The organism is Frankia sp. RB5 (genome assembly GCF_059816245.1).
Window position 1 is genome coordinate 206,950 of record NZ_JCBATA010000001.1, and the last position, 16,923, is coordinate 223,872.

The 16,923-nt window shown below is 73.6% G+C and carries 16 protein-coding genes; 10 read left to right on the top strand and 6 right to left on the bottom strand.

What is annotated here, in order from left to right:
* The first annotated feature begins 74 nt into the window (after positions 1 to 74).
* The 4 genes from AC6EXY_RS00890 (at position 75) to AC6EXY_RS00905 (ending at position 5,417) form a co-directional block, all read left to right on the top strand.
* Positions 75 to 920 (top strand): HesA/MoeB/ThiF family protein, encoded by an 846-nt coding sequence (locus AC6EXY_RS00890; RefSeq protein ID WP_101834303.1) that lies wholly within the window; start codon positions 75 to 77, stop codon positions 918 to 920.
* Positions 917 to 2,236, top strand: a complete 1,320-nt coding sequence (locus AC6EXY_RS00895; RefSeq protein ID WP_101834330.1) for a cysteine desulfurase family protein — start codon at positions 917 to 919, stop codon at positions 2,234 to 2,236. The genes AC6EXY_RS00890 and AC6EXY_RS00895 overlap by 4 nt, the downstream gene beginning before the upstream one ends.
* Positions 2,237 to 2,316: 80 nt before the next feature.
* Positions 2,317 to 4,329 carry a 2-oxoacid:acceptor oxidoreductase subunit alpha gene (locus AC6EXY_RS00900; protein ID WP_101834304.1) on the top strand — a complete coding sequence of 671 codons (2,013 nt, stop codon included), beginning with the start codon at positions 2,317 to 2,319 and terminating at the stop codon, positions 4,327 to 4,329.
* Positions 4,326 to 5,417, top strand: coding sequence for a 2-oxoacid:ferredoxin oxidoreductase subunit beta (locus AC6EXY_RS00905; RefSeq protein ID WP_101834306.1), 1,092 nt, complete (start codon positions 4,326 to 4,328; stop codon positions 5,415 to 5,417). Before AC6EXY_RS00900 ends, AC6EXY_RS00905 begins: the two co-directional genes overlap by 4 nt.
* A gap of 518 nt (positions 5,418 to 5,935) precedes the next feature.
* Here the strand turns inward: AC6EXY_RS00905 and fdxA are convergent.
* The 3 genes from fdxA to AC6EXY_RS00920 form a co-directional block, all read right to left on the bottom strand.
* Positions 5,936 to 6,271 (bottom strand): ferredoxin, encoded by a 336-nt coding sequence (fdxA, locus tag AC6EXY_RS00910; protein WP_499816823.1) that lies wholly within the window; start codon positions 6,269 to 6,271, stop codon positions 5,936 to 5,938.
* A 167-nt stretch (positions 6,272 to 6,438) separates the two neighbouring features.
* Entirely contained in the window at positions 6,439 to 7,677 is a 1,239-nt protein-coding gene (locus tag AC6EXY_RS00915; RefSeq protein WP_243407972.1) for a low temperature requirement protein A, read from the bottom strand.
* 127 nt (positions 7,678 to 7,804) lie between these two features.
* The gene (locus AC6EXY_RS00920; protein ID WP_499816809.1) at positions 7,805 to 8,326 is read right to left on the bottom strand and encodes a group III truncated hemoglobin; all 522 of its coding nucleotides are present in this window, start codon (positions 8,324 to 8,326) and stop codon (positions 7,805 to 7,807) included.
* A 439-nt stretch (positions 8,327 to 8,765) separates the two neighbouring features.
* On the opposite strand from AC6EXY_RS00920, the gene AC6EXY_RS00925 reads away from it, so the two are divergent.
* On the top strand, positions 8,766 to 9,212 hold the full coding sequence (locus AC6EXY_RS00925) for a response regulator (RefSeq protein WP_499816810.1): 447 nt from the start codon (positions 8,766 to 8,768) through the stop codon (positions 9,210 to 9,212).
* Here AC6EXY_RS00925 and AC6EXY_RS00930 read toward each other — a convergent pair.
* Both AC6EXY_RS00930 and AC6EXY_RS00935 read right to left on the bottom strand, forming a co-directional pair.
* On the bottom strand, positions 9,184 to 9,951 hold the full coding sequence (locus AC6EXY_RS00930) for a class I SAM-dependent DNA methyltransferase (protein ID WP_101834308.1): 768 nt from the start codon (positions 9,949 to 9,951) through the stop codon (positions 9,184 to 9,186). The two genes, AC6EXY_RS00925 and AC6EXY_RS00930, sit on opposite strands and share 29 nt — an antisense overlap.
* A 112-nt stretch (positions 9,952 to 10,063) precedes the next feature.
* Positions 10,064 to 10,267, bottom strand: a complete 204-nt coding sequence (locus tag AC6EXY_RS00935; protein ID WP_101834310.1) for a cold-shock protein — start codon at positions 10,265 to 10,267, stop codon at positions 10,064 to 10,066.
* A 712-nt stretch (positions 10,268 to 10,979) separates the two neighbouring features.
* Here AC6EXY_RS00935 and AC6EXY_RS00940 point away from each other — a divergent pair.
* The 3 genes from AC6EXY_RS00940 to AC6EXY_RS00950 all read left to right on the top strand — a co-directional run bounded on the left by AC6EXY_RS00940 (position 10,980) and on the right by AC6EXY_RS00950 (position 13,934).
* A complete protein-coding gene (locus AC6EXY_RS00940; protein ID WP_101834312.1) occupies positions 10,980 to 11,630 on the top strand; it encodes an SRPBCC family protein in 651 nt (216 codons plus the stop codon).
* Positions 11,631 to 11,826: 196 nt separating this feature from the next.
* On the top strand, positions 11,827 to 12,840 hold the full coding sequence (gene add / locus AC6EXY_RS00945) for an adenosine deaminase (protein ID WP_243407974.1): 1,014 nt from the start codon (positions 11,827 to 11,829) through the stop codon (positions 12,838 to 12,840).
* Positions 12,840 to 13,934, top strand: coding sequence for a glycerate kinase family protein (locus AC6EXY_RS00950; RefSeq protein ID WP_101834314.1), 1,095 nt, complete (start codon positions 12,840 to 12,842; stop codon positions 13,932 to 13,934). The genes add and AC6EXY_RS00950 overlap by 1 nt, the downstream gene beginning before the upstream one ends.
* Before the next feature lie 4 nt (positions 13,935 to 13,938).
* On the opposite strand, the gene AC6EXY_RS00955 is transcribed toward AC6EXY_RS00950, so the two are convergent.
* Positions 13,939 to 14,736, bottom strand: coding sequence for a peptidoglycan recognition protein family protein (locus AC6EXY_RS00955; RefSeq protein WP_101834316.1), 798 nt, complete (start codon positions 14,734 to 14,736; stop codon positions 13,939 to 13,941).
* A gap of 343 nt (positions 14,737 to 15,079) precedes the next feature.
* On the opposite strand from AC6EXY_RS00955, the gene AC6EXY_RS00960 reads away from it, so the two are divergent.
* Together AC6EXY_RS00960 and AC6EXY_RS00965 are read left to right on the top strand one after the other, a co-directional pair.
* Positions 15,080 to 15,631, top strand: a complete 552-nt coding sequence (locus AC6EXY_RS00960; protein WP_133150841.1) for a hypothetical protein — start codon at positions 15,080 to 15,082, stop codon at positions 15,629 to 15,631.
* 283 nt (positions 15,632 to 15,914) lie between these two features.
* Complete coding sequence (locus AC6EXY_RS00965) at positions 15,915 to 16,658, top strand: hypothetical protein (RefSeq protein WP_101834321.1); 744 nt, start codon at positions 15,915 to 15,917, stop codon at positions 16,656 to 16,658.
* The last annotated feature ends 265 nt before the right edge of the window (positions 16,659 to 16,923 follow it).

The window sequence follows — 16,923 nt, forward strand, 5'->3', positions numbered from 1 at the left end:
CCGACCGGCGCCTGACCTGCCCCTTCACTTCCTGCTGATTCCGCCCCTGTCCTGCCGATTCCGCGGAGCGCGCGATGGTCACTGCCCGGTCCCACTCCCACCCGCGTCTGAGGTCGATCTGCCCCGGCCCGCCCGCGCGGAGCCTGCCCGTCCAGGCGGCCCCGCCCGATGACGACGCCGACGTCGACGTCTTCCGGCGCTACGACCGACAGCTGACCATCCCCGGCTTCGGGGTCTCGGTGCAGCGGCGGCTGAGTCAGGCGACGATCGTCGTGGCTGGGGTCGGCGGGGTCGGCGGGGCGACGGCGACCTATCTCGCCGCCGCCGGCGTCGGGCGGCTCATCCTGATCCACCCGGGTGAGCTGGAGGAGCCCGACCTCAACCGGCAGACGCTGATGCGCCCCGAGCGGGTCGGCCAGTCCCGTGTGCTGTGCGCGGCCGAGACACTTCGCGCGCATCACCCGGCGGTCGAGGTCGTCCCCGTCGACCGGGCGCTGACCGACCCGTCGGTGCCCGACCTGATCGCGCAGGCCGACGTCGTCGTCGACGCCCGGCACAACTTCCCCGAGCGTTACCTGATCAACCGGATGTGCGTGCGCACCGGGGTGCCGCTGGTCGTCGCCGCGATGAACGCCACCGAGGGATACCTGCTCGTGGTCCGGCCGGGGGAGCCGTGCCTGCGCTGCGTGTTCCCCGAGGGGGATCCGTCCTGGGAGCCGCTGGGCTTCCCGGTGCTCGGGTCGGTCGCCGGGACGCTCGGCTGCCTGGCGGCGACCGAGGCGCTCAAGGTCGCCGGCCGGTTCGCCGAACCCGCCGCCGGCCGGCTCGTCCACGTCGACCTGTGGGACGTCGAGATGCGCGCCCCGCGGACCCGGCGGGACCCGCGCTGCCCGGACTGCGCCCCGCGGAGCAGCACGTGATCTACCTCGACAACAACGCGACGACCCCGGTCGACCCCGAGGTCCTCAGCGCGATGCTGCCGCTGCTGCGCGAGCACTACGCCAACCCGGCGAGCCGGCATCCGGCCGGGCAGGCCGTCTCCCGGCTGGTGGAGGCGGCCCGGCGCGACGTCGCCGCCCTCGCCGGCGCCGCCGGGCGCGACGTCGTGTTCACCAGCGGCGCCACCGAGGCGGCGAACCTGGCGACGCACGGCGTCCTCGCCACCGCGGCGCCGACCCGGCGGCGCATCCTCGTCGGCGCCACCGAACATCCCGCGGTGCTCGCCGCCGCGCACGCCGCCGCCGACCGGCACGAGGGCAGCGTGCAGACCGTCCGGGTCCATCCCGGCGGCACCGTCGACCTGTCCCACCTGCGGTCCCTGCTGCGCCCGACGCCGGCGGGCGGCGAGGTCGCGCTGGTGGCGGTGATGGCGGCGAACCACGAGACGGGGGCGCTCACCGACCCGCGGGCCGTCGCCGCGTTCGCGCACGGGGCGGGGGCGCTGTTCCTGTGCGACGTCACCCAGGCGCTCGGTCGCATTCCGGTCGCCGTCACCGAGACGGGCATCGACCTCGCGATCGCCTCCGCGCACAAGGTCTACGGGCCGAAGGGCGCCGGGGTGCTGCTCGCCGGGCGCGCGGCGCGGGCCCGGCTCGTCCCGCTCCTGCACGGCGGCGGGCAGGAGCGGGGGCTGCGTGCCGGCACGCTCAACACCCCCGCCATCGTCGGCTTCGGCGCGGCGGCGCGCATCGCCGCCGCGGTGCTGCCCGACGAGGCCATCCGCCAGCGGCAGCTGACCGAGCTGCTCTACGACCAGCTCATCGGCTGGCTCGGAGCCGGCGCGATCGAGGTCAATGGTCCCGCCGAGGAGGGCACCGGCCGCCCCGGCCCGGTGCGGCTGCCGAACACGCTGAACCTGCGCTTCGTCGGTGCCGAGGCGGACGCCGTGCAGGCCTGCCTGCCCGACGTCGCGGTCTCCGCCGGGTCGGCCTGCCACGGCGGGGGCGACGAGCCGTCGCCGGTGCTGCTGGCGATGGGCCGCTCGGCGACGGCGGCCCGGGAGAGCCTGCGGTTCAGCGTCGGCCGCTTCACCACCGTCGACCAGATCCACGCCGCCGCCGCGACGGTGGCCCGCGCCGTGCTGCGGGTGCAGTCGCTGCGCGAGATCGGCTCCGGCGAGCTCCCCGCGCCCGCCGATCCCGGCGGGTCCGCCGGGCCGGGCCGTCTCGGATCCACGGCGGCGCCCGTCCCGGGCCGGGCACCGGAGCTGCCCGTGCCCCGTTCCGCCCTGCCCTGATCACCGATCCGCGCCGTCACCCAGCCCGGGGTCCGGCCCCGGCACCCGGCACGGATCGCCCGCCCGAGATGAGGTACCCGATGTCCACCGAGCAGTTGTCCGCCCGACCCGACGGGGTCAGACGGCTGGAGAACGTGGTGATCCGCTTCGCCGGCGACTCCGGCGACGGGATGCAGCTCACCGGCGACCGCTTCGGCGCCCAGGCCGCGGCGATCGGCAACGACGTGGCCACCCTGCCGAACTACCCGGCGGAGATCCGCGCCCCAGCGGGGACGGTGGCCGGCGTGTCCAGCTACCAGCTGCACATCGCCGACCACGACATCACCACCCCGGGTGACCAGCCCGACGTCCTCGTCGCGATGAACCCGGCCGCGCTCAGGGCCAACGTCACCGAGCTTCGGCCCGGCGGCGTCATCATCACGGACACCGACGCGTTCACGGCGCTCGGCCTGGAGAAGGCCGGCTACGAGTCCGACCCGCTGACCGACGGCTCGCTGGATGCCTACCAGCTGCACGCGATCAACCTGACCGGGTTCGCCGCCGCCGCCGTCGCCGACCACAACCTCAAGCGCAAGGACGCCGCGCGGACGAAGAACATGTTCGCCCTCGGCCTGGTGTCCTGGATGTTCAGCCAGCCGATCGAGGACACGGCCGCCTACCTGCGCAAGCGGTTCGCGGCCAAGCCCGACGTGCAGGCCGCGAACATCTCCGCGCTGCGGGCGGGGTGGATCTACGGCGAGACGACCGAGGCCTTCGCGAGTGTCTACGAGGTGAAGCCGGCCCCGCTCCCGGCTGGCACCTACCGGCACATGAAGGGCAACAAGGGCATCGCCTACGGTCTGGTCGCCGCCGCGCACCAGGCGGCGATGCCGCTGTTCCTCGGCGCCTACCCGATCACGCCGGCCTCCGAGGTCCTGCACGAGCTGTCCGCGCTCGCCTCGTTCGACGTGCGCTCCTTCCAGGCCGAGGACGAGATCGCCGCGATCGGCGCAGCCATCGGCGCGTCGTTCGCCGGCATGCTCGGCGTCACGGTCACCTCCGGGCCCGGCATGGCGCTCAAGGCCGAGGCCCTCGGCCTCGCGGTGATCATGGAGCTGCCGCTGGTCGTCGTCAACGTGCAGCGCGGCGGCCCATCGACCGGCCTGCCGACGAAGACCGAGCAGTCCGACCTGCTCCAGGCGCTCTACGGCCGGCACGGCGAGGCGCCGCTGCCCGTCATCGCCGTGCGCTCGCCCGCGGACGGCTTCGCCGCGGCGGTCGAGGCGGCCCGGATCGCGCTGACCTACCGCACGCCGGTGATCCTGCTCTCCGACTCCTACATCGCCAACGGCAGCGAGCCGTGGCGGGTGCCCGAGCTGGACGAGCTGCCCTCGCTCGGGATCGACCTGGCCACCGAGCCGAACGGGGTCGACGCCGAGGGCAACCCGATCTTCCTGCCCTACGCGCGTGACCCGAAGACCCTCGCCCGGCCGCTGGCCATCCCGGGCACCCCCGGGCTGACCCACCGCATCGGCGGCCTGGAGAAGGCCGACGGAACTGGTGCCGTGTCCTACGACCCGGACAACCACGACCTCATGATCCGCACCCGGCAGGCCAAGATCGACGGCATCGACGTGCCGCCGCTGGAGGTCGACGACCCCGACGGCCCGCCCGGTTCCGGCGCGGACGTGCTGGTCGTCGGCTGGGGATCGACCTGGGGCCCGATCGGCGAGGCGTGTCGGATGGTGCGCGCGCAGGGCCTGAAGGTCGCCCAGGCGCACCTGACCCACATCGCCCCGCTGCCGGCGAACGTCGCCTCCGTGCTCTCGGAGTACCACACGGTGCTCGTGCCGGAGATGAACCTCGGGCAGCTCGCCGGCCATCTGCGCCGGGAGACCCTGATCGACACCGTCGGCTACAACGTCACCCGCGGCATGCCGTTCCGGTCGTCGGAGCTCGCCTCCGTCATCACCCGGGTGATCGCCGGCATCGCCGACGAGGACGGCACCGGCACGGTCGACGGTCGGGCGCTCGGGGACGTGGCGGCGCGCCTGGCCGCGAAGACGGACGCGGGCGCCAACAAGCGGGACGCGACTCTGGAGGCGGGACGATGAGCGAGGTCAACGAGGCCAGCGGGGCGAAGGCGGACGAGCCGGCGGGCGGCAGCGCCCGGCGGGCGCCGACCGTCGCCGACTTCACCACCGGCGCGGAGGCGCGCTGGTGCCCCGGCTGCGGGGACCACGCGATCCTGTCGACGATGCGCGGGCTGCTGCCGGCGCTCGGCGTCGCGCCGGAGAACACCGTCGTGGTGTCGGGCATCGGCTGCTCCTCCCGGCTGCCGTACTACCTCGACACCTATGGCATCCACTCGATCCACGGGCGGGCGCCGTCGTTCGCGACCGGCATCTCCATCAACCGGCCGGACCTGTCCGTCTGGGTCGTCACCGGGGACGGCGACGCGCTCTCGATCGGCGGCAACCACCTGATCCACGCGCTGCGGCGCAACGTGAACCTCAAGATCCTGTTGTTCAACAACCACATCTACGGCCTGACCAAGGGCCAGCACTCGCCGACGTCGAAGGTCGGCACGGTGAGCCCGTCGAGCCCGCACGGCTCGCTGGACAACCCGTTCAACCCGATCGCGCTCGCGCTCGGCGCCGGTGCCACCTTCGTGGCCCGCACCCTCGACTCCGACCGTCGCCACCTCACCGCGACCCTCACCGCGGCGGCCGCCCACCAGGGCGCGGCGCTGGTCGAGATCCGTCAGGGCTGCCCGACGTTCACCCCCATCCCGCGCCAGCCGCGCGGGTCCGCGGCGCCGGCGCCCGAGACGGACAACCCGGCGGCGCCCGAGCAGGGCCCGATCCGCCTCTCGCCCGGGCTGCCGATCGTGTTCGGCACCAACGAGCAGTGGGGTGTCATCCGCGACCCGAGCACCGGGGAGCTGGCCATCGGCCACGGCGGTGACTCCCGGGTCGTCGTACACGACCCGGGCATCCAGAACTCCACCTACGCGTACGCGCTGGCCCGGCTCGCCGAGACGTCCCTGGCCGAGCCGCCGATCGGCGTGTACCGCTCGGTCACCCAGCCGAGCTTCGACCAGCTCTTCCAGGAGCGCCTGGCGACGGCCCGGCCCGGTGGCCGCGGCGAGCTGCGGAGCCTGCTGACGGGCGTCGACTCGTGGGAGGTGGCCGCCAGCTAGGCGGCGACCGCCCGAGCAGTCGCGCTGGGAGCGGCTGCCGGCCGGGGGCCCTCTCGCCCCGGGCCGGAGCGGACGGACGGCCGGGCGGACCGCCCGTCCGCGAATGCGAGGGGATCAGGCCGATCACACCGCGGCCTGATCCCCTCTGGCGTCGCACCGCGCGCCGCGGTGATGTTCGGGCGTGGACCGGCGGCGGGCAAGGACGTGAATGTGCGTGTGAATGTGCGTGTGAATGCGCATGTGGATGTGCGCGTGAAGGTGTGTCGGCATTGATGCCGGCCGGCCCGGAAACTCGCCCGCACGGAACAGTGCGCCAGCACGGCGCCACAGGAGCCGGATGTGCGGCGCTCGCCGCGGGTGATATGGAACGGGTGTGGCGGGGGCACCGACCAGGGTGGCGAACGGTGCCGGAACGTTGAAAGGCCGGTGCCTGGACGGGGGTGGTCCAGGGCACCGGCCATAGCCGGCGGTCCCGCTGACGCCGTGGCCGCGTCAGCCTTCGCCGGCGGTTCAGGCCGTCAGCGTCCGAACGCCGCGACGAAGGGGGTGTCGGCGCCGACCGGGCCGATCCTCCCCGCGCCGCCGGGATCGCCGACGGGTGTTGTCCGCCCTGGCAGGACGGTGTGAAAGAAGCGCTCCTCGTCCGCGATGAACTCGGCCTCCGCCGCTGGTACCAGCCGGACGTTCATGATCGCGTCGACCGGGCAGGCGGCCTCGCAGGCCCCGCAGTCGATGCACTCGCCCGGATGGATGTAGAGCTTGCGAATGCCGGTGTAGATGCAGTCCACCGGGCATTCGTCCAGGCAGGCGGTGTCCTTTACATCAATGCAGGAAGACGTGACGACAAACGCCATGCTGGCCTTCTCCACAGGTCGTTTCGGCTTCCAGGAAAGCGTAGCAGGCGGGCGCGGCACCCCGACCGGACGAGCTGTAAAGGAGGAGTAAACATGTCAGCCCCGGCCCGCCGGTTTTCGATACGGCGGACCGAGGCGCGAGGAAAATGCCGCGGACAGGCCTGTCCTCAGGCTTTTCCCGCCGGCCGCGGAGCCGGATCCCAGCCGAGCGCCTCGGTGGCGGCGATCAGCACGGCCAGCACGGCACCGGTGGCCAGGACGGTGAGCGCGGCGCTCACCGCGGCGAACCCGGTGGTGGCCAGCACGGCGACGGCCGCCGCCGGGGCGAGCCCGGTGCGGACCGGCCCGGCGTGTTGCGGGCGCAGCTGGAGCACGGTGAGGGCGAGCAGGTAGACGGCGACCGGCACCGTGACGGCGGCGCCCGCGGCGTAGGCACCGAGTTCGCCGTGGTGGGTGACACGATCGGTGTTGGCCGCCAGGCCCGCGCCGAGCGCCGCCGCGGCGGCGAACACGAAGAAGTGGCCGTAGCCCCAGACGAAGCTCACCCGGTTCGACACCAGGAAGCCGTGCGCCGAACGGGCGAAGTACAGCCACCACAGGGCGAAGACGATCAGCAGGCCGCCGGCCGCCACGGCGAACAGCGCCCCGCCGGCGCGATGCTCGTCGAACGCCGACTGGACGGCGATCGTCGCCGACAGGATCGACTCACCCAGCACGATGATCGTGAACAGGCCGTACCGCTCGGCGATGTGGTGCGCGTGCCAGGCGGTACGTCGCGGCCGCTCGGCGATGATCGGCACCGCCAGTTCCGCGACCACCATCACCGCGAACCCGGCCGCCCGCCAGTGGCCGGGCACCAGCAGCAGCGCGCCCCAGCCGATCATGCAGACCGCGATGCCGAGCGCGTAGCCGTGGGCGGTGCGCCGGGCGGGCGGTTCGGTCGACCCGCGCGCCGCCCGCAGCCATTGGGCGACCAGCCCGCAGCGCATCACCGCGTAGCCGAGGGTGACGACCGCGAAGTCGTGGTCGAAGGCCCGCGGCACCCCGGCCGCGAGGATCAGCACTCCGACGATCTGGACGAAGGTCGCCACCCGGTAGGGCACGTCGTCGACGTCGTAGGCGGAGGCGAACCAGGTGAAGTTCATCCACGCCCACCACACGGAGAAGAAGACCGCCAGGTAGGCGACGGAGCCGGTCGCCAGGTGTCCCTCGCTGAGAGCGTGGTGCAGCTTGGTGGACGCCTGGGCGACCGCGACCACGAAACACAGGTCGAACAGCAGCTCCAGGGGAGTCGCCACCCGGTGCCGCTCGTCGGTGAGCCGAGGGCGCATCGGCCGCAGCCACCGTTGCCCGCGCGCGGGATGGGGGGTCGGCGTGTCGGGGTCCGTCAGCTCCGGCAGCGTCATAGGGCGCAAGCTACCCGGTGCGGCGCAGGTGCCGCAGGTCGGTGAAGTCGCAGGTGAGAGCAACCGACGGGGTTGGACGGCAGGGCCTGGCCGGCGGGCTCGGCCGGCGGGGGTCGGTCGACGGGAGTCAGTCGACGGGGTCAGGCCCCGTGGGCCGGTCGGGCAGGCGCCGGCGCATCGACTCGGCGATCCGCCCCGCCTGCAGCTTGGCCCGGTCCGCGCGCGGACCGTGGCGCAGCTCGTCGACGGTGCCCGTCCACAGGGCGAGCCAGCGTGCGAACAGGTCCTCGGTGAGAGGGACTCGCGCATGCAGGTCGGCGTGCACGCCGAACGCGTTGCGGCGGTAGGTGCCCGCCCGGAAGATCACCGCCTGCCAGAAGTCGCAGATCACCGGCAGATGGGCGTCAAGGTCAAGCTTCGCGACGTCGACAAAGACCGGTCCGAGCAGCGGATCCGCGAAGGCCCGCCGGTAGAAGGCGGTCACGAGCTCGGTGATGTCGTCGCGATCCGCGATGTCCCGCCGCACGCGGCCGCCACCAGCCGCGGGGCCGCTCGTCGTGGTGTCGGTCGCCGTTCGGCCGTTGGTCGTGGAGGTGCTGGTCGTGGAGGTGCTGGTCGTGGAGGTGCTGGTCGTGGAGGTGCTGGTCATCTTGCCCGTCCCGGCTGAATGCGCCATCGCCTGCGCTGCCTCGCGTACGCCCGTGCCGACGTCGCCGAGCGTATGTGCTCGGGACCTTCCCTCGCCGTCATGGCGGCAACCGTCACCACCATGGCGACCGCGTCACCGGGGGACCCCCGGCCGGGTAGTCCCGAATGAGGGGGCGACAGTGGGCCGTGCCTGGCGTACCGTCAGGTATCCCCCCGAGCCGAGGACCCCGGCTCCCGGGCGTCCGGCCGGCGTCGCCGCCCGGGCTCACCTCGAGGATGTCGCCGGACATCGTCCTCATGTGCCGGCGACTCTGCGCACGTCGCGCGGGTTCCGCCCTCCGGTTCGCGGCCGCGTCCATCCGTGAGGACTCCCTTCGCGGGCTCCCACGGCCCGCCCGCCGTCAGCGCCACGTGGCGGCATGTGATCTCGAGGTAGTGCCATGACGACGAGTCTGACCGCCAACTCGTTCGACGTTCTGCTGGTCGAGGACGACCCGGGGGACGTCCTGATGACCCGCGAGGCGTTCGCCGACGACCGGATCGCCGCCGACCTGCACGTCGTGAACGACGGCATCGAGGCGCTGGCCTTCCTGCGCCGGGAGGCGCCGTACACCGACGCGCCGCAGGCGAACCTGGTGCTGCTTGACCTCAACCTGCCGCGACGCAACGGCATCGAGGTGCTCGCCGAGATCAAGGGGGACGAGCGACTGCGCCGGATCCCGGTGGTGGTGCTGACCACCTCCGACGCGGCCGAGGACATCGAGCGCAGCTACCAGCTGCACGCCAACGCCTATGTCACCAAGGCGGTGGACTTCGATCGTTTCGTCGACGACGTGCGGTCCATCGACGACTTCTTCGTCACGGTCGTGCGGCTGCCGGGGCACTGACCGGGCCCGACTCGCCCGACTCGCCCGGCTGGCCCTGCCGGCCCGCTCGTCGCCAGACCAGCGCGATCGTGAACGGGTGGCCGAGGTAGCGACCCCAGCTGGGCTTGACGGCGAGCCAGGTGTCGTCAATCACATTCTCCCGCATCTCCGCGAGCGACCATCCGGTCGCCAGTCCCGCCGCGACCTGGTCGCTGACCAGGTGGACGTGGGTGGTGATCGCCCTCGGGGCGCCGGTGCGATCGTCGTAGTGCGTCGGCATCCCGGACGTCATGATGAAGTGCGGGTGGAATCCGACCAGGACGAACAGACCGTCCGGCCGGGTGAGTCGGGCCGCCTCCGCGTAGAGCGGGGTGAGTTCGGGGAGATGCTCGTCCATCAGGCAGGACACGGCCAGGTCGTACCCGGCGGCGGGCAGCCCGGTGGCTGTCGCGTCGGCTTCGAGCAGCTGGTCGTGGACGCCGCGGCGGCGCGCCAGCGCGAGCATCCGCGGGGTCAGGTCGACTCCGTCGAGGGCTGCGACGCCGCGGGCCCGCAGCCAGGAGCCGGTGCGGCCGGTCCCGCAGCCGAGGTCCACCGCTCGTCGAGCCTGGTCCCAGGCCGGCACGGCCAGCTGGGCGAGCAGCCCGAGATCCATGACGTCCTCAACGGTCTGCTCGTACGTGTCCGACCATTCGCCGTAGCCGGTCCGGACGTCCACGGACGGGTACCCGCGCCGGTCGTACTGGGAGAAAGCGGGCATCGGTGCAGTATCGCCACCGCAGGGCCCGCCCCTCAACACGATTTCGGCGCGTGACCCACTGCGGGGCCACGCGCCGAAACGCGAAGCTGAGGTTACAAAGTGGTGTGAACGGTCAGGCGATCGTCACGTTGTCCGCCTGCGGTCCCTTCTGGCCCTGCACGATCTCGAACTGGACGCTCTGGCCCTCGTCCAGGGACTTGTAGCCGTCCGCCACGATCGAGGAGTAGTGGACGAACACGTCCGGGCCGCCACCGTCGACGGAGATGAATCCGAAGCCCTTCTCCGCGTTGAACCACTTGACGGTACCCTGCGCCACGATACTTTCTCCTTGCCGCGCTCCCGGTAGGCGTCCTTCGCATACCGGCTTCGCACCAGGCCCCGACGGGGTGCCGTGGCCTGGTCGTGCCGTTCTCCGCGTTAGGTCACGCACCGAGAAACAAGCAACACCGCAAGCCTACCCCGTGGCTGGCGCGACGCGCCGGACCAGCGGTTGTCCGCTTCTGGTCCGGGAGGGCCCGGCGTCCGCCCGGACCGCGGATCACGGGCCGCGGTCGGCTCGGTTCCGGCGGCCCGGGCACGGCTCCCGCCCTGGTGGGGCGGCCTAACGGCGGTGCCGGGCAGGCGCCGGCGCGGACCCAGCCCCGTGCCGCAGGCCCAGCTCCGCGCCCCGCATCCGGCGCCACGAGCCCGCCTCGCCGTGTCGCGTGGTCCGCCCGCCGCGCTTCTCTGATGAGAGATCGTGTTCCGCGGAACCCCTGGACGCCGCGGCGGCGCTCGCGCCCGTGATCATTGCTGGTGTGTGTCGCCGCGGGGGTTGGCTGGCTGGCAGGGACAAGCGGTCGGGGCCGACCCGTGCGTGGCCGGCCGGCCGGGCGGGCGTGTGCGTGTGGCGTGGCCGGGCGGGCCCGCGTGACAGGCCGGGGACGCGTGACCTGGGTCGGGATGTTCATGTGGTGGGCCGTGTGTTAGCTGCGGCAGGGCGGGGATGAGCGCCCCTGACCGGAACACGTGTCGAGACGGGAGGAAACATGACGAGCACCGTCCAGGAATCGATCGAGGTCCACGTCCCGATCCGGACCGCCTACAACCAGTGGACCCAGTTCGAGTCCTTCCCGCAGTTCATGGACGGCGTCGAGACGATCTCGCAGCTCGACGACACCCACACCCACTGGAAGGTCAAGGTCGGCGGCCAGGAGCGCGAGTTCGACGCGACCATCACCGAACAACTGCCCGACGAGCGGGTGGCGTGGAAGAGCGCCGGTGGCACGACCCATGCCGGCGTTGTGACCTTCCACCGCCTCGGCGACGACGACACCCGCGTGACGGTGCAGATGGACTGGCAGCCCGAGGGGTTCACCGAGAAGGCCGGGGCCGCGCTCGGCGCGGACGACCGTCGGGTCAAGGCCGACCTGCGCCGCTTCAAGGCGTTCATCGAGCGCCGCCAGTCCGAGACCGGCTCCTGGCGCGGTGAGGTGCCCCGCCCCGACGCCGCGGGCACGTCGTCCGGCGCGCCGGGCTACGGCGAAGGCGCGGGCCAGCCCGGCCAGGGCGCGGGCCGGCCCGGCTATGGATCGGGTGCCGGCGAGCCGGGATACGGTTCGCCGTCCGGCCAGGGGTACGGCAGCCCGTCCGCTGCGCCCGACCCGCCCACTCCGGGCCGCCCGGCGGGTGGTTGGTGAGCACCTCCGCGCCCGCAGGACAGCGGCGGCCGTCCCGTGGCCGGCTCGGACGCGTCCGGGCAGGTCACGGCGGCCCGCCGCGCGGGAAGGCGTGACGGCGAGGTAACAACCCCTGCCACGGCATCCGTGGCTGCCTCCGGCCGGCATAGGTTTCGGTGCACCGACCGTGCCGCGCCGCGAGGAGGACCCACCACCCATGCCGGATCTGCCCATGCGGGACGTGCCCAGGCGGGATCTGCGCTCCCTGCCCAAGGGACATCTGCACCTGCACTTCGAGCTGTCGATGCGGCCCGCGACGCTGGCCGACCTGGCCGCCGACGCGGGGATCCCGACCCCGCGGACGACGGGTTTCAGCGAGTTCGGCGGGTTCAGCGAGGTGATCGGCGGGATCCTGCCGGTCTTCCGCCGGCCCGCCGACTTCGAGCGCCTCGTCGACGAGATGGTCGAGGACGCGGCGGCTGAGGGCGTCGTCTACGTCGAGCCCAGTTTCTGGCCGTACGCGCATCTCGGCGTGTTCGGCAGCGCGGAGGCGGCCTGGGAGACGGTGCTGGCCCGGTCGGAGGAGGCAGGCGCCCGGCACGGCGTGACCGTCCGGTGGATGGCCGCGGTGGACCGCGTCTTCGACTCGTCCGAGGCCGCCGTGGACGTGGCCCGCCTGGCGCTGCGCTTCGCTGACGGCGGGGTGGTCGGCCTCGGGCTGCACAACGACGAGAACGGCTGGCCGCCGGAGCCGTTCGAGGCGGCATTCCGGCTGGCCGTCGACGGCGGACTGCTGTCGACCCCGCACGCCGGCGAGCTCGACGGGCCGGCGTCCGTGCGCGGCGCGATCGAGGCCCTGAACGCCGACCGACTCCAGCACGGCATCCGCGCGATCGAGGACCCGGCGCTCGTCGACGTCCTGCTCGAGCGCGGCACCTGCCTGGACGTGTGCCCGACGTCGAACCTGCTGCTGTCGGTCGTGCCGCGCCTCGCCGACCATCCGCTGCCGGCGCTGCTGCGGGCCGGGGTGAACTGCTCGATCAACGCCGACGACCCGCTGCTGTTCGGGCCCACCTGCCTGGAGGAGTACGAGCTGTGCCGGGCCGAGCTCGGCCTGTCGGACGAGGACCTGGCCGCCTGCGCCCGCAGCTCGGTGCGGGCCGGCGCCCTGCCCGCGTCCGTGCGTGACAACGCCCTCGCCGGCATCGACGCCTGGCTCGGCGCCGGCTGATGCGCCGGCGGGTCGTGATCGCGCCCGACTCGTTCAAGGGCTCGGCGAGCGCGACGCGGGTCGCCGCCGCACTGGCGGACGGCTGGCGGTCGCGGCGACCCGACGACGAGATCGTCATCCTGCCGGTCGCCGACGGCGGGGAGGGCACCCTCGACGTCTTCGCCGCCGCCGTGCCCGGGGCTCGACGGCGGCCCCTGCGGGTGACCGGTCCAGACGGGCGGGGCCACGACGGCGAGTGGCTCGCGCTGCCGGGCGGCGTCGCCGTCGTCGAACTGGCGCGGGTGAGCGGGCTGCCGCTGATGCGGGCGCTGGACCCGCTCGGAGCCCAGACCACGGGCGTCGGGCAGGCGCTGGCCGCCGCACTCGCCGACGGTGCCCGGGAGATCCTGGTCGCGCTCGGTGGTTCGGCGTCGACAGACGGCGCCGCCGGCGCCCTGGCGGCGCTGGGCGCCCGGTTCCTCGACGCCCGTGGGGCGTCCCTGCGGCCCGGCGGCGGTGCGCTGGCCGAGCTGGCGGCGGTCGACCTCGCCGGGCTGGCGCCGGCGCCGGCCGGGGGTGTGCGCTGCCTCGTCGACGTCGACACCCCCCTGCTGGGCCAGGCCGGTGCCGCGGCCGTGTTCGGTCCGCAGAAGGGCGCGAGCCCGGCCGACATCGCCCGGCTGGACCTGGGGCTGCGCCGCCTGGCCGGGCTGCTCGCCGGCACGCCCGAAGCGCCGGGCGCGGGTGCGGCGGGGGGCACCGCGTACGGGCTCGCCGCGGCCTGGGGCGCCACGCTGGTCCCCGGCGTGCCGGCGATCGCCGAGGTCGCGGGCCTGCCGGCGGCGCTGGCCGGCGCGGACTGGCTGGTCACCGGCGAGGGCCGCTTCGACCGGACGTCGCTGACCGGGAAGGTCGTCGGCGGCGTGGTCGCCCTTGCCCGGGGTGCGGGCGTGCCGGTCCTCGTCGCCGCGGGTCAGATCGACGCCCCCGAACCGGACGGGGTCGTCGCCGCGGTCGCCCTGGCAGCGCTCGCCGGCGGCACGGCGCCGGCGATGGCCGAGCCGACCCGATGGCTGCGCGCGGCGGGTGCCCGGCTCGCGGCGGACGCGGCCTGAGGCCTCAGACCGTGCGCTTCATCCCGGTCAGGATCCAGCCGGCCTTCTTCCAGGTGGTGGGCCCGCAGATGCCGTCATCCGGGATCCGGCCGAACCACGGCGAGGCGTAGCGCTGCAGCGACGCCACCCGCGCGGTGGTGCGCGGCCCGTAGGCCCCGTCGGGGGTGATCCGGTTCGGGTCGCCGACCGGCGCCTCGTGGTTGAAGATGATGTTCAGCGCGTTCTGCAGCTCCACCACGTCGGCGCCGGTCGCGCCCTCACGCAGGGTCGGCCGGCCGGCATAGCGCTCCCGCGGGTCCAGGGGAGTGGCCGACGTGCCCAGGGCCAGTGCCAGGATGTCGCGGCGGCGGTTCGCGCGAATGTCACCCGGGCAGCTGTGCCCACCCCACGCGGCGCCGCCCATGCGATGGGTCCCGAGCCCGTAGCCGTCCGGCGAATCGGTGATCTCGCCTTTCCAGCCGAACTGCTGCATGCCCCAGCGATACAGCTCCGCGAGGCGGGTCACCTGTATGGGGGTGTAGTCCTCGGTTTCGTATCCTTCGCATTCGCAGGAAATCCAGTAGGGATTTCCGGCGGCCTGGGCCCAGGCCCGCTGGTCGAAGGGAACGTACTGTTCGAAGTCGCCCGTCCGCGACAGCCACAGGTGTGAGCTGACCTGGCTGGCGGCGTTGTCGAACCAGCCGAACAGGGATCCGGTGCCCACCTGGACGTGCGCGACGAGGCCACGGGTGGGCTGGATCATCGATCCGGACGTGTTGCGCACCGGCCGCAGTCGGGCCGGCGGGTAGAGGGTCGCGGCCATCCTTAGTGGACCTCCGGTGCGCATGCGTCGTCACGCCAGGTCATCGGCGGGAAATTCACGATGGCAGATTGCTTCCTCTTCGCACGGATGTGGTCGCATTGGCGGGTACTGGCCTGCTTTCTACCCCGGCCTTGGGGGCAGCGACCATGCCGGGTCCGCCGATGTCCGCATCTGTCCGGTGGGATGCCCGGCGCCGGTGACGGCGCGGACCCGCCTCGGGGGATCCGCGCGGGCACCCGCTCCCGGGTGTGGCGGATCTGTTTCGGAGGGCCACGTCGGCCTAGACTGCCGGCCTATGTCCGTAGTCCAACCGTGGCCCGCTGGAAGGTCCGGTGTGGGCCCGGTGGCGCTCGAGGTCGCGCGGGCCGTTGCCGGCGGCCCGCCGGCCACGGCCCGCGCGCTGCGGCACGCCGTGTTCGTCCGTCACATCTGGATGCGACGCGAGCTGCTGCCAGGGTTGCGGGCGGCGCGCGACCGCGACGCCGCGACGCTGCGGGAGCTGATGGACTCGGCCGCCGGCGAGTGCCCGGGTCACGGGCTGGCCGCCGAACGGCCGGCCTGGCCGGCGGGGGAGTCCCCGCTGGGTGGCCTGGCCTCGGCCCGCTCCGCCGGTGCCGGTGAGCCGGCGCGCCGGCTGTGGGAGCTGAGCACCACGCTGGTGCGCCGGGTCGAGCGCGAGGCCGCCGGCTGGGGAGCGGCCGAGCTGGGGCTGTGGACGGATACCCGCCTCGCCGGCGCGGACCGGCTCCTCCGCCGGCTCGGGTATGCGGCGACCGGGCGGTCGCGTGACCTGCGCGAGTTCTCCGCGGCGACGGAAATCGAGTTTCGCCGTGCACTGTCGGTGGCGGCGGTGCCGCGGCGTGCGGCGGACGGACTAATCGGCCGGATCGGATGAATCGCCCAGCCCGGCTGATCCGGGCCGCGCTATCGCGGCGGAACGCCTGGATCCGATGTCATGACCACGATGGCTCCGATCCGCACGCCAAGACCCAACGCGTGCGCAACTGTCGCTATCCTGGCCACCGGTTGCTGTTCTATCTACGGGAATCCCGAACCAGAAGGTGGAACGGGTGTTCCGATCCCGGGCGGGCCGCTTCGTCGATGGTCGTTCCGTGGCGGGTTCAAGAAGGAGGCATTCAATGCCGTGTGCCGCATCGTCGGGACGGGGGGACGGGCGGTTGCCGTCGCCTCCGCCCGCACAGTCGACGGATCCGATCGGCCGCCCCGGCCCCTCGCCCCGCCGTCCCCGTGGATTCGCCCGGGCGCTCCCGCGCTCCCGGCGCCTTCGCTCCTCGCTCGTCGCGGCCGGCGCCACGGTCGCGCTGACCGGCGCGTTCGCGGTCGCCGGCGCGGGGACCGCGCAGGCCGGCGGGGCCACCTGGGCGAGCTGCCCGAGTAACCAGACCACCAACGTCAGCGTCCTACCGGGACCGGGCGAGCCGGGCGGGCAGACGCTGGTGCACGCCGGCTTCTACGCGCACATCGGGTCGTTCTGGCCGCCGTCCACGGACATCCTGTGCCGCACCCAGGCCGGTCGCGGGCCGGCGGCCGGTCAGCCGAAGCTCAAGGTCCTGCACCAGGGCTGCGCGGACGGCCTGGTGACCTTCGGCGTGCCGCGGCCCACCGCGGGCGGCACCGGCGTGGGCGGGCCCCCCGTCACCTGGGGCACGTTCCTGCCGGAGGGCTGGTACGACCTGCCCACCGGCGACGACGATCCGAACTGGACGGCGCTGTGCTGGTCGCCGACCCGGCGCCCGCACCTGACGCCGCCGGCCGCCCCGGCACCCGCCGCACCCGCGGCCGCCACGGCGGCGTCCTCCGCCCAGGCCGCTGCGGCCTCGGCGTCTCCCGCCCCGGCATCTCCCGCGTCGGCGGGTGTTCCGGCCTCCGCGAGCGTCCCGGTGCCCGCTGCCGGGCACTGACACCGTCGCTGGGCACTGACGCGGTCGCTGGGCACTGACACCGTCGCTGGGCGTTGACGCGGTCGCTGGGCGTTGACGCGGCCTGCGCACCGAGCCGCCGGCGAACTGACGCGGACAGCACACCGCCCCCGGACGCGACGACGACCGGGGGCGGTGTCGGCCTCGATCAGAAGGCCGAGGATGGGGCGGACTTCCCGTGAATGGGAAACGCGTGCGGGGGGAGAACGGCGCCGTGTCGCGAACTCCGCGTGTCGTGTCCGTTCTG

Bases quoted from the DNA above. Each gene is read 5' to 3' on its own strand.
- AC6EXY_RS00900 (WP_101834304.1), top strand. From the start codon at position 2,317: ATGTCCACCGAGCAGTTGTCCGCCCGACCCGACGGGGTCAGACGGCTG.
- AC6EXY_RS00940 (WP_101834312.1), top strand. From the start codon at position 10,980: ATGACGAGCACCGTCCAGGAATCGATCGAGGTCCACGTCCCGATCCGG.
- AC6EXY_RS00950 (WP_101834314.1), top strand. From the start codon at position 12,840: ATGCGCCGGCGGGTCGTGATCGCGCCCGACTCGTTCAAGGGCTCGGCG.
- AC6EXY_RS00890 (WP_101834303.1), top strand. From the start codon at position 75: ATGGTCACTGCCCGGTCCCACTCCCACCCGCGTCTGAGGTCGATCTGC.
- AC6EXY_RS00920 (WP_499816809.1), bottom strand. From the start codon at position 8,326: ATGACCAGCACCTCCACGACCAGCACCTCCACGACCAGCACCTCCACG.
- AC6EXY_RS00930 (WP_101834308.1), bottom strand. From the start codon at position 9,951: ATGCCCGCTTTCTCCCAGTACGACCGGCGCGGGTACCCGTCCGTGGAC.
- AC6EXY_RS00915 (WP_243407972.1), bottom strand. From the start codon at position 7,677: ATGACGCTGCCGGAGCTGACGGACCCCGACACGCCGACCCCCCATCCC.
- AC6EXY_RS00925 (WP_499816810.1), top strand. From the start codon at position 8,766: ATGACGACGAGTCTGACCGCCAACTCGTTCGACGTTCTGCTGGTCGAG.
- add (WP_243407974.1), top strand. From the start codon at position 11,827: ATGCCGGATCTGCCCATGCGGGACGTGCCCAGGCGGGATCTGCGCTCC.
- fdxA (WP_499816823.1), bottom strand. From the start codon at position 6,271: ATGGCGTTTGTCGTCACGTCTTCCTGCATTGATGTAAAGGACACCGCC.
- AC6EXY_RS00955 (WP_101834316.1), bottom strand. From the start codon at position 14,736: ATGGCCGCGACCCTCTACCCGCCGGCCCGACTGCGGCCGGTGCGCAAC.
- AC6EXY_RS00905 (WP_101834306.1), top strand. From the start codon at position 4,326: ATGAGCGAGGTCAACGAGGCCAGCGGGGCGAAGGCGGACGAGCCGGCG.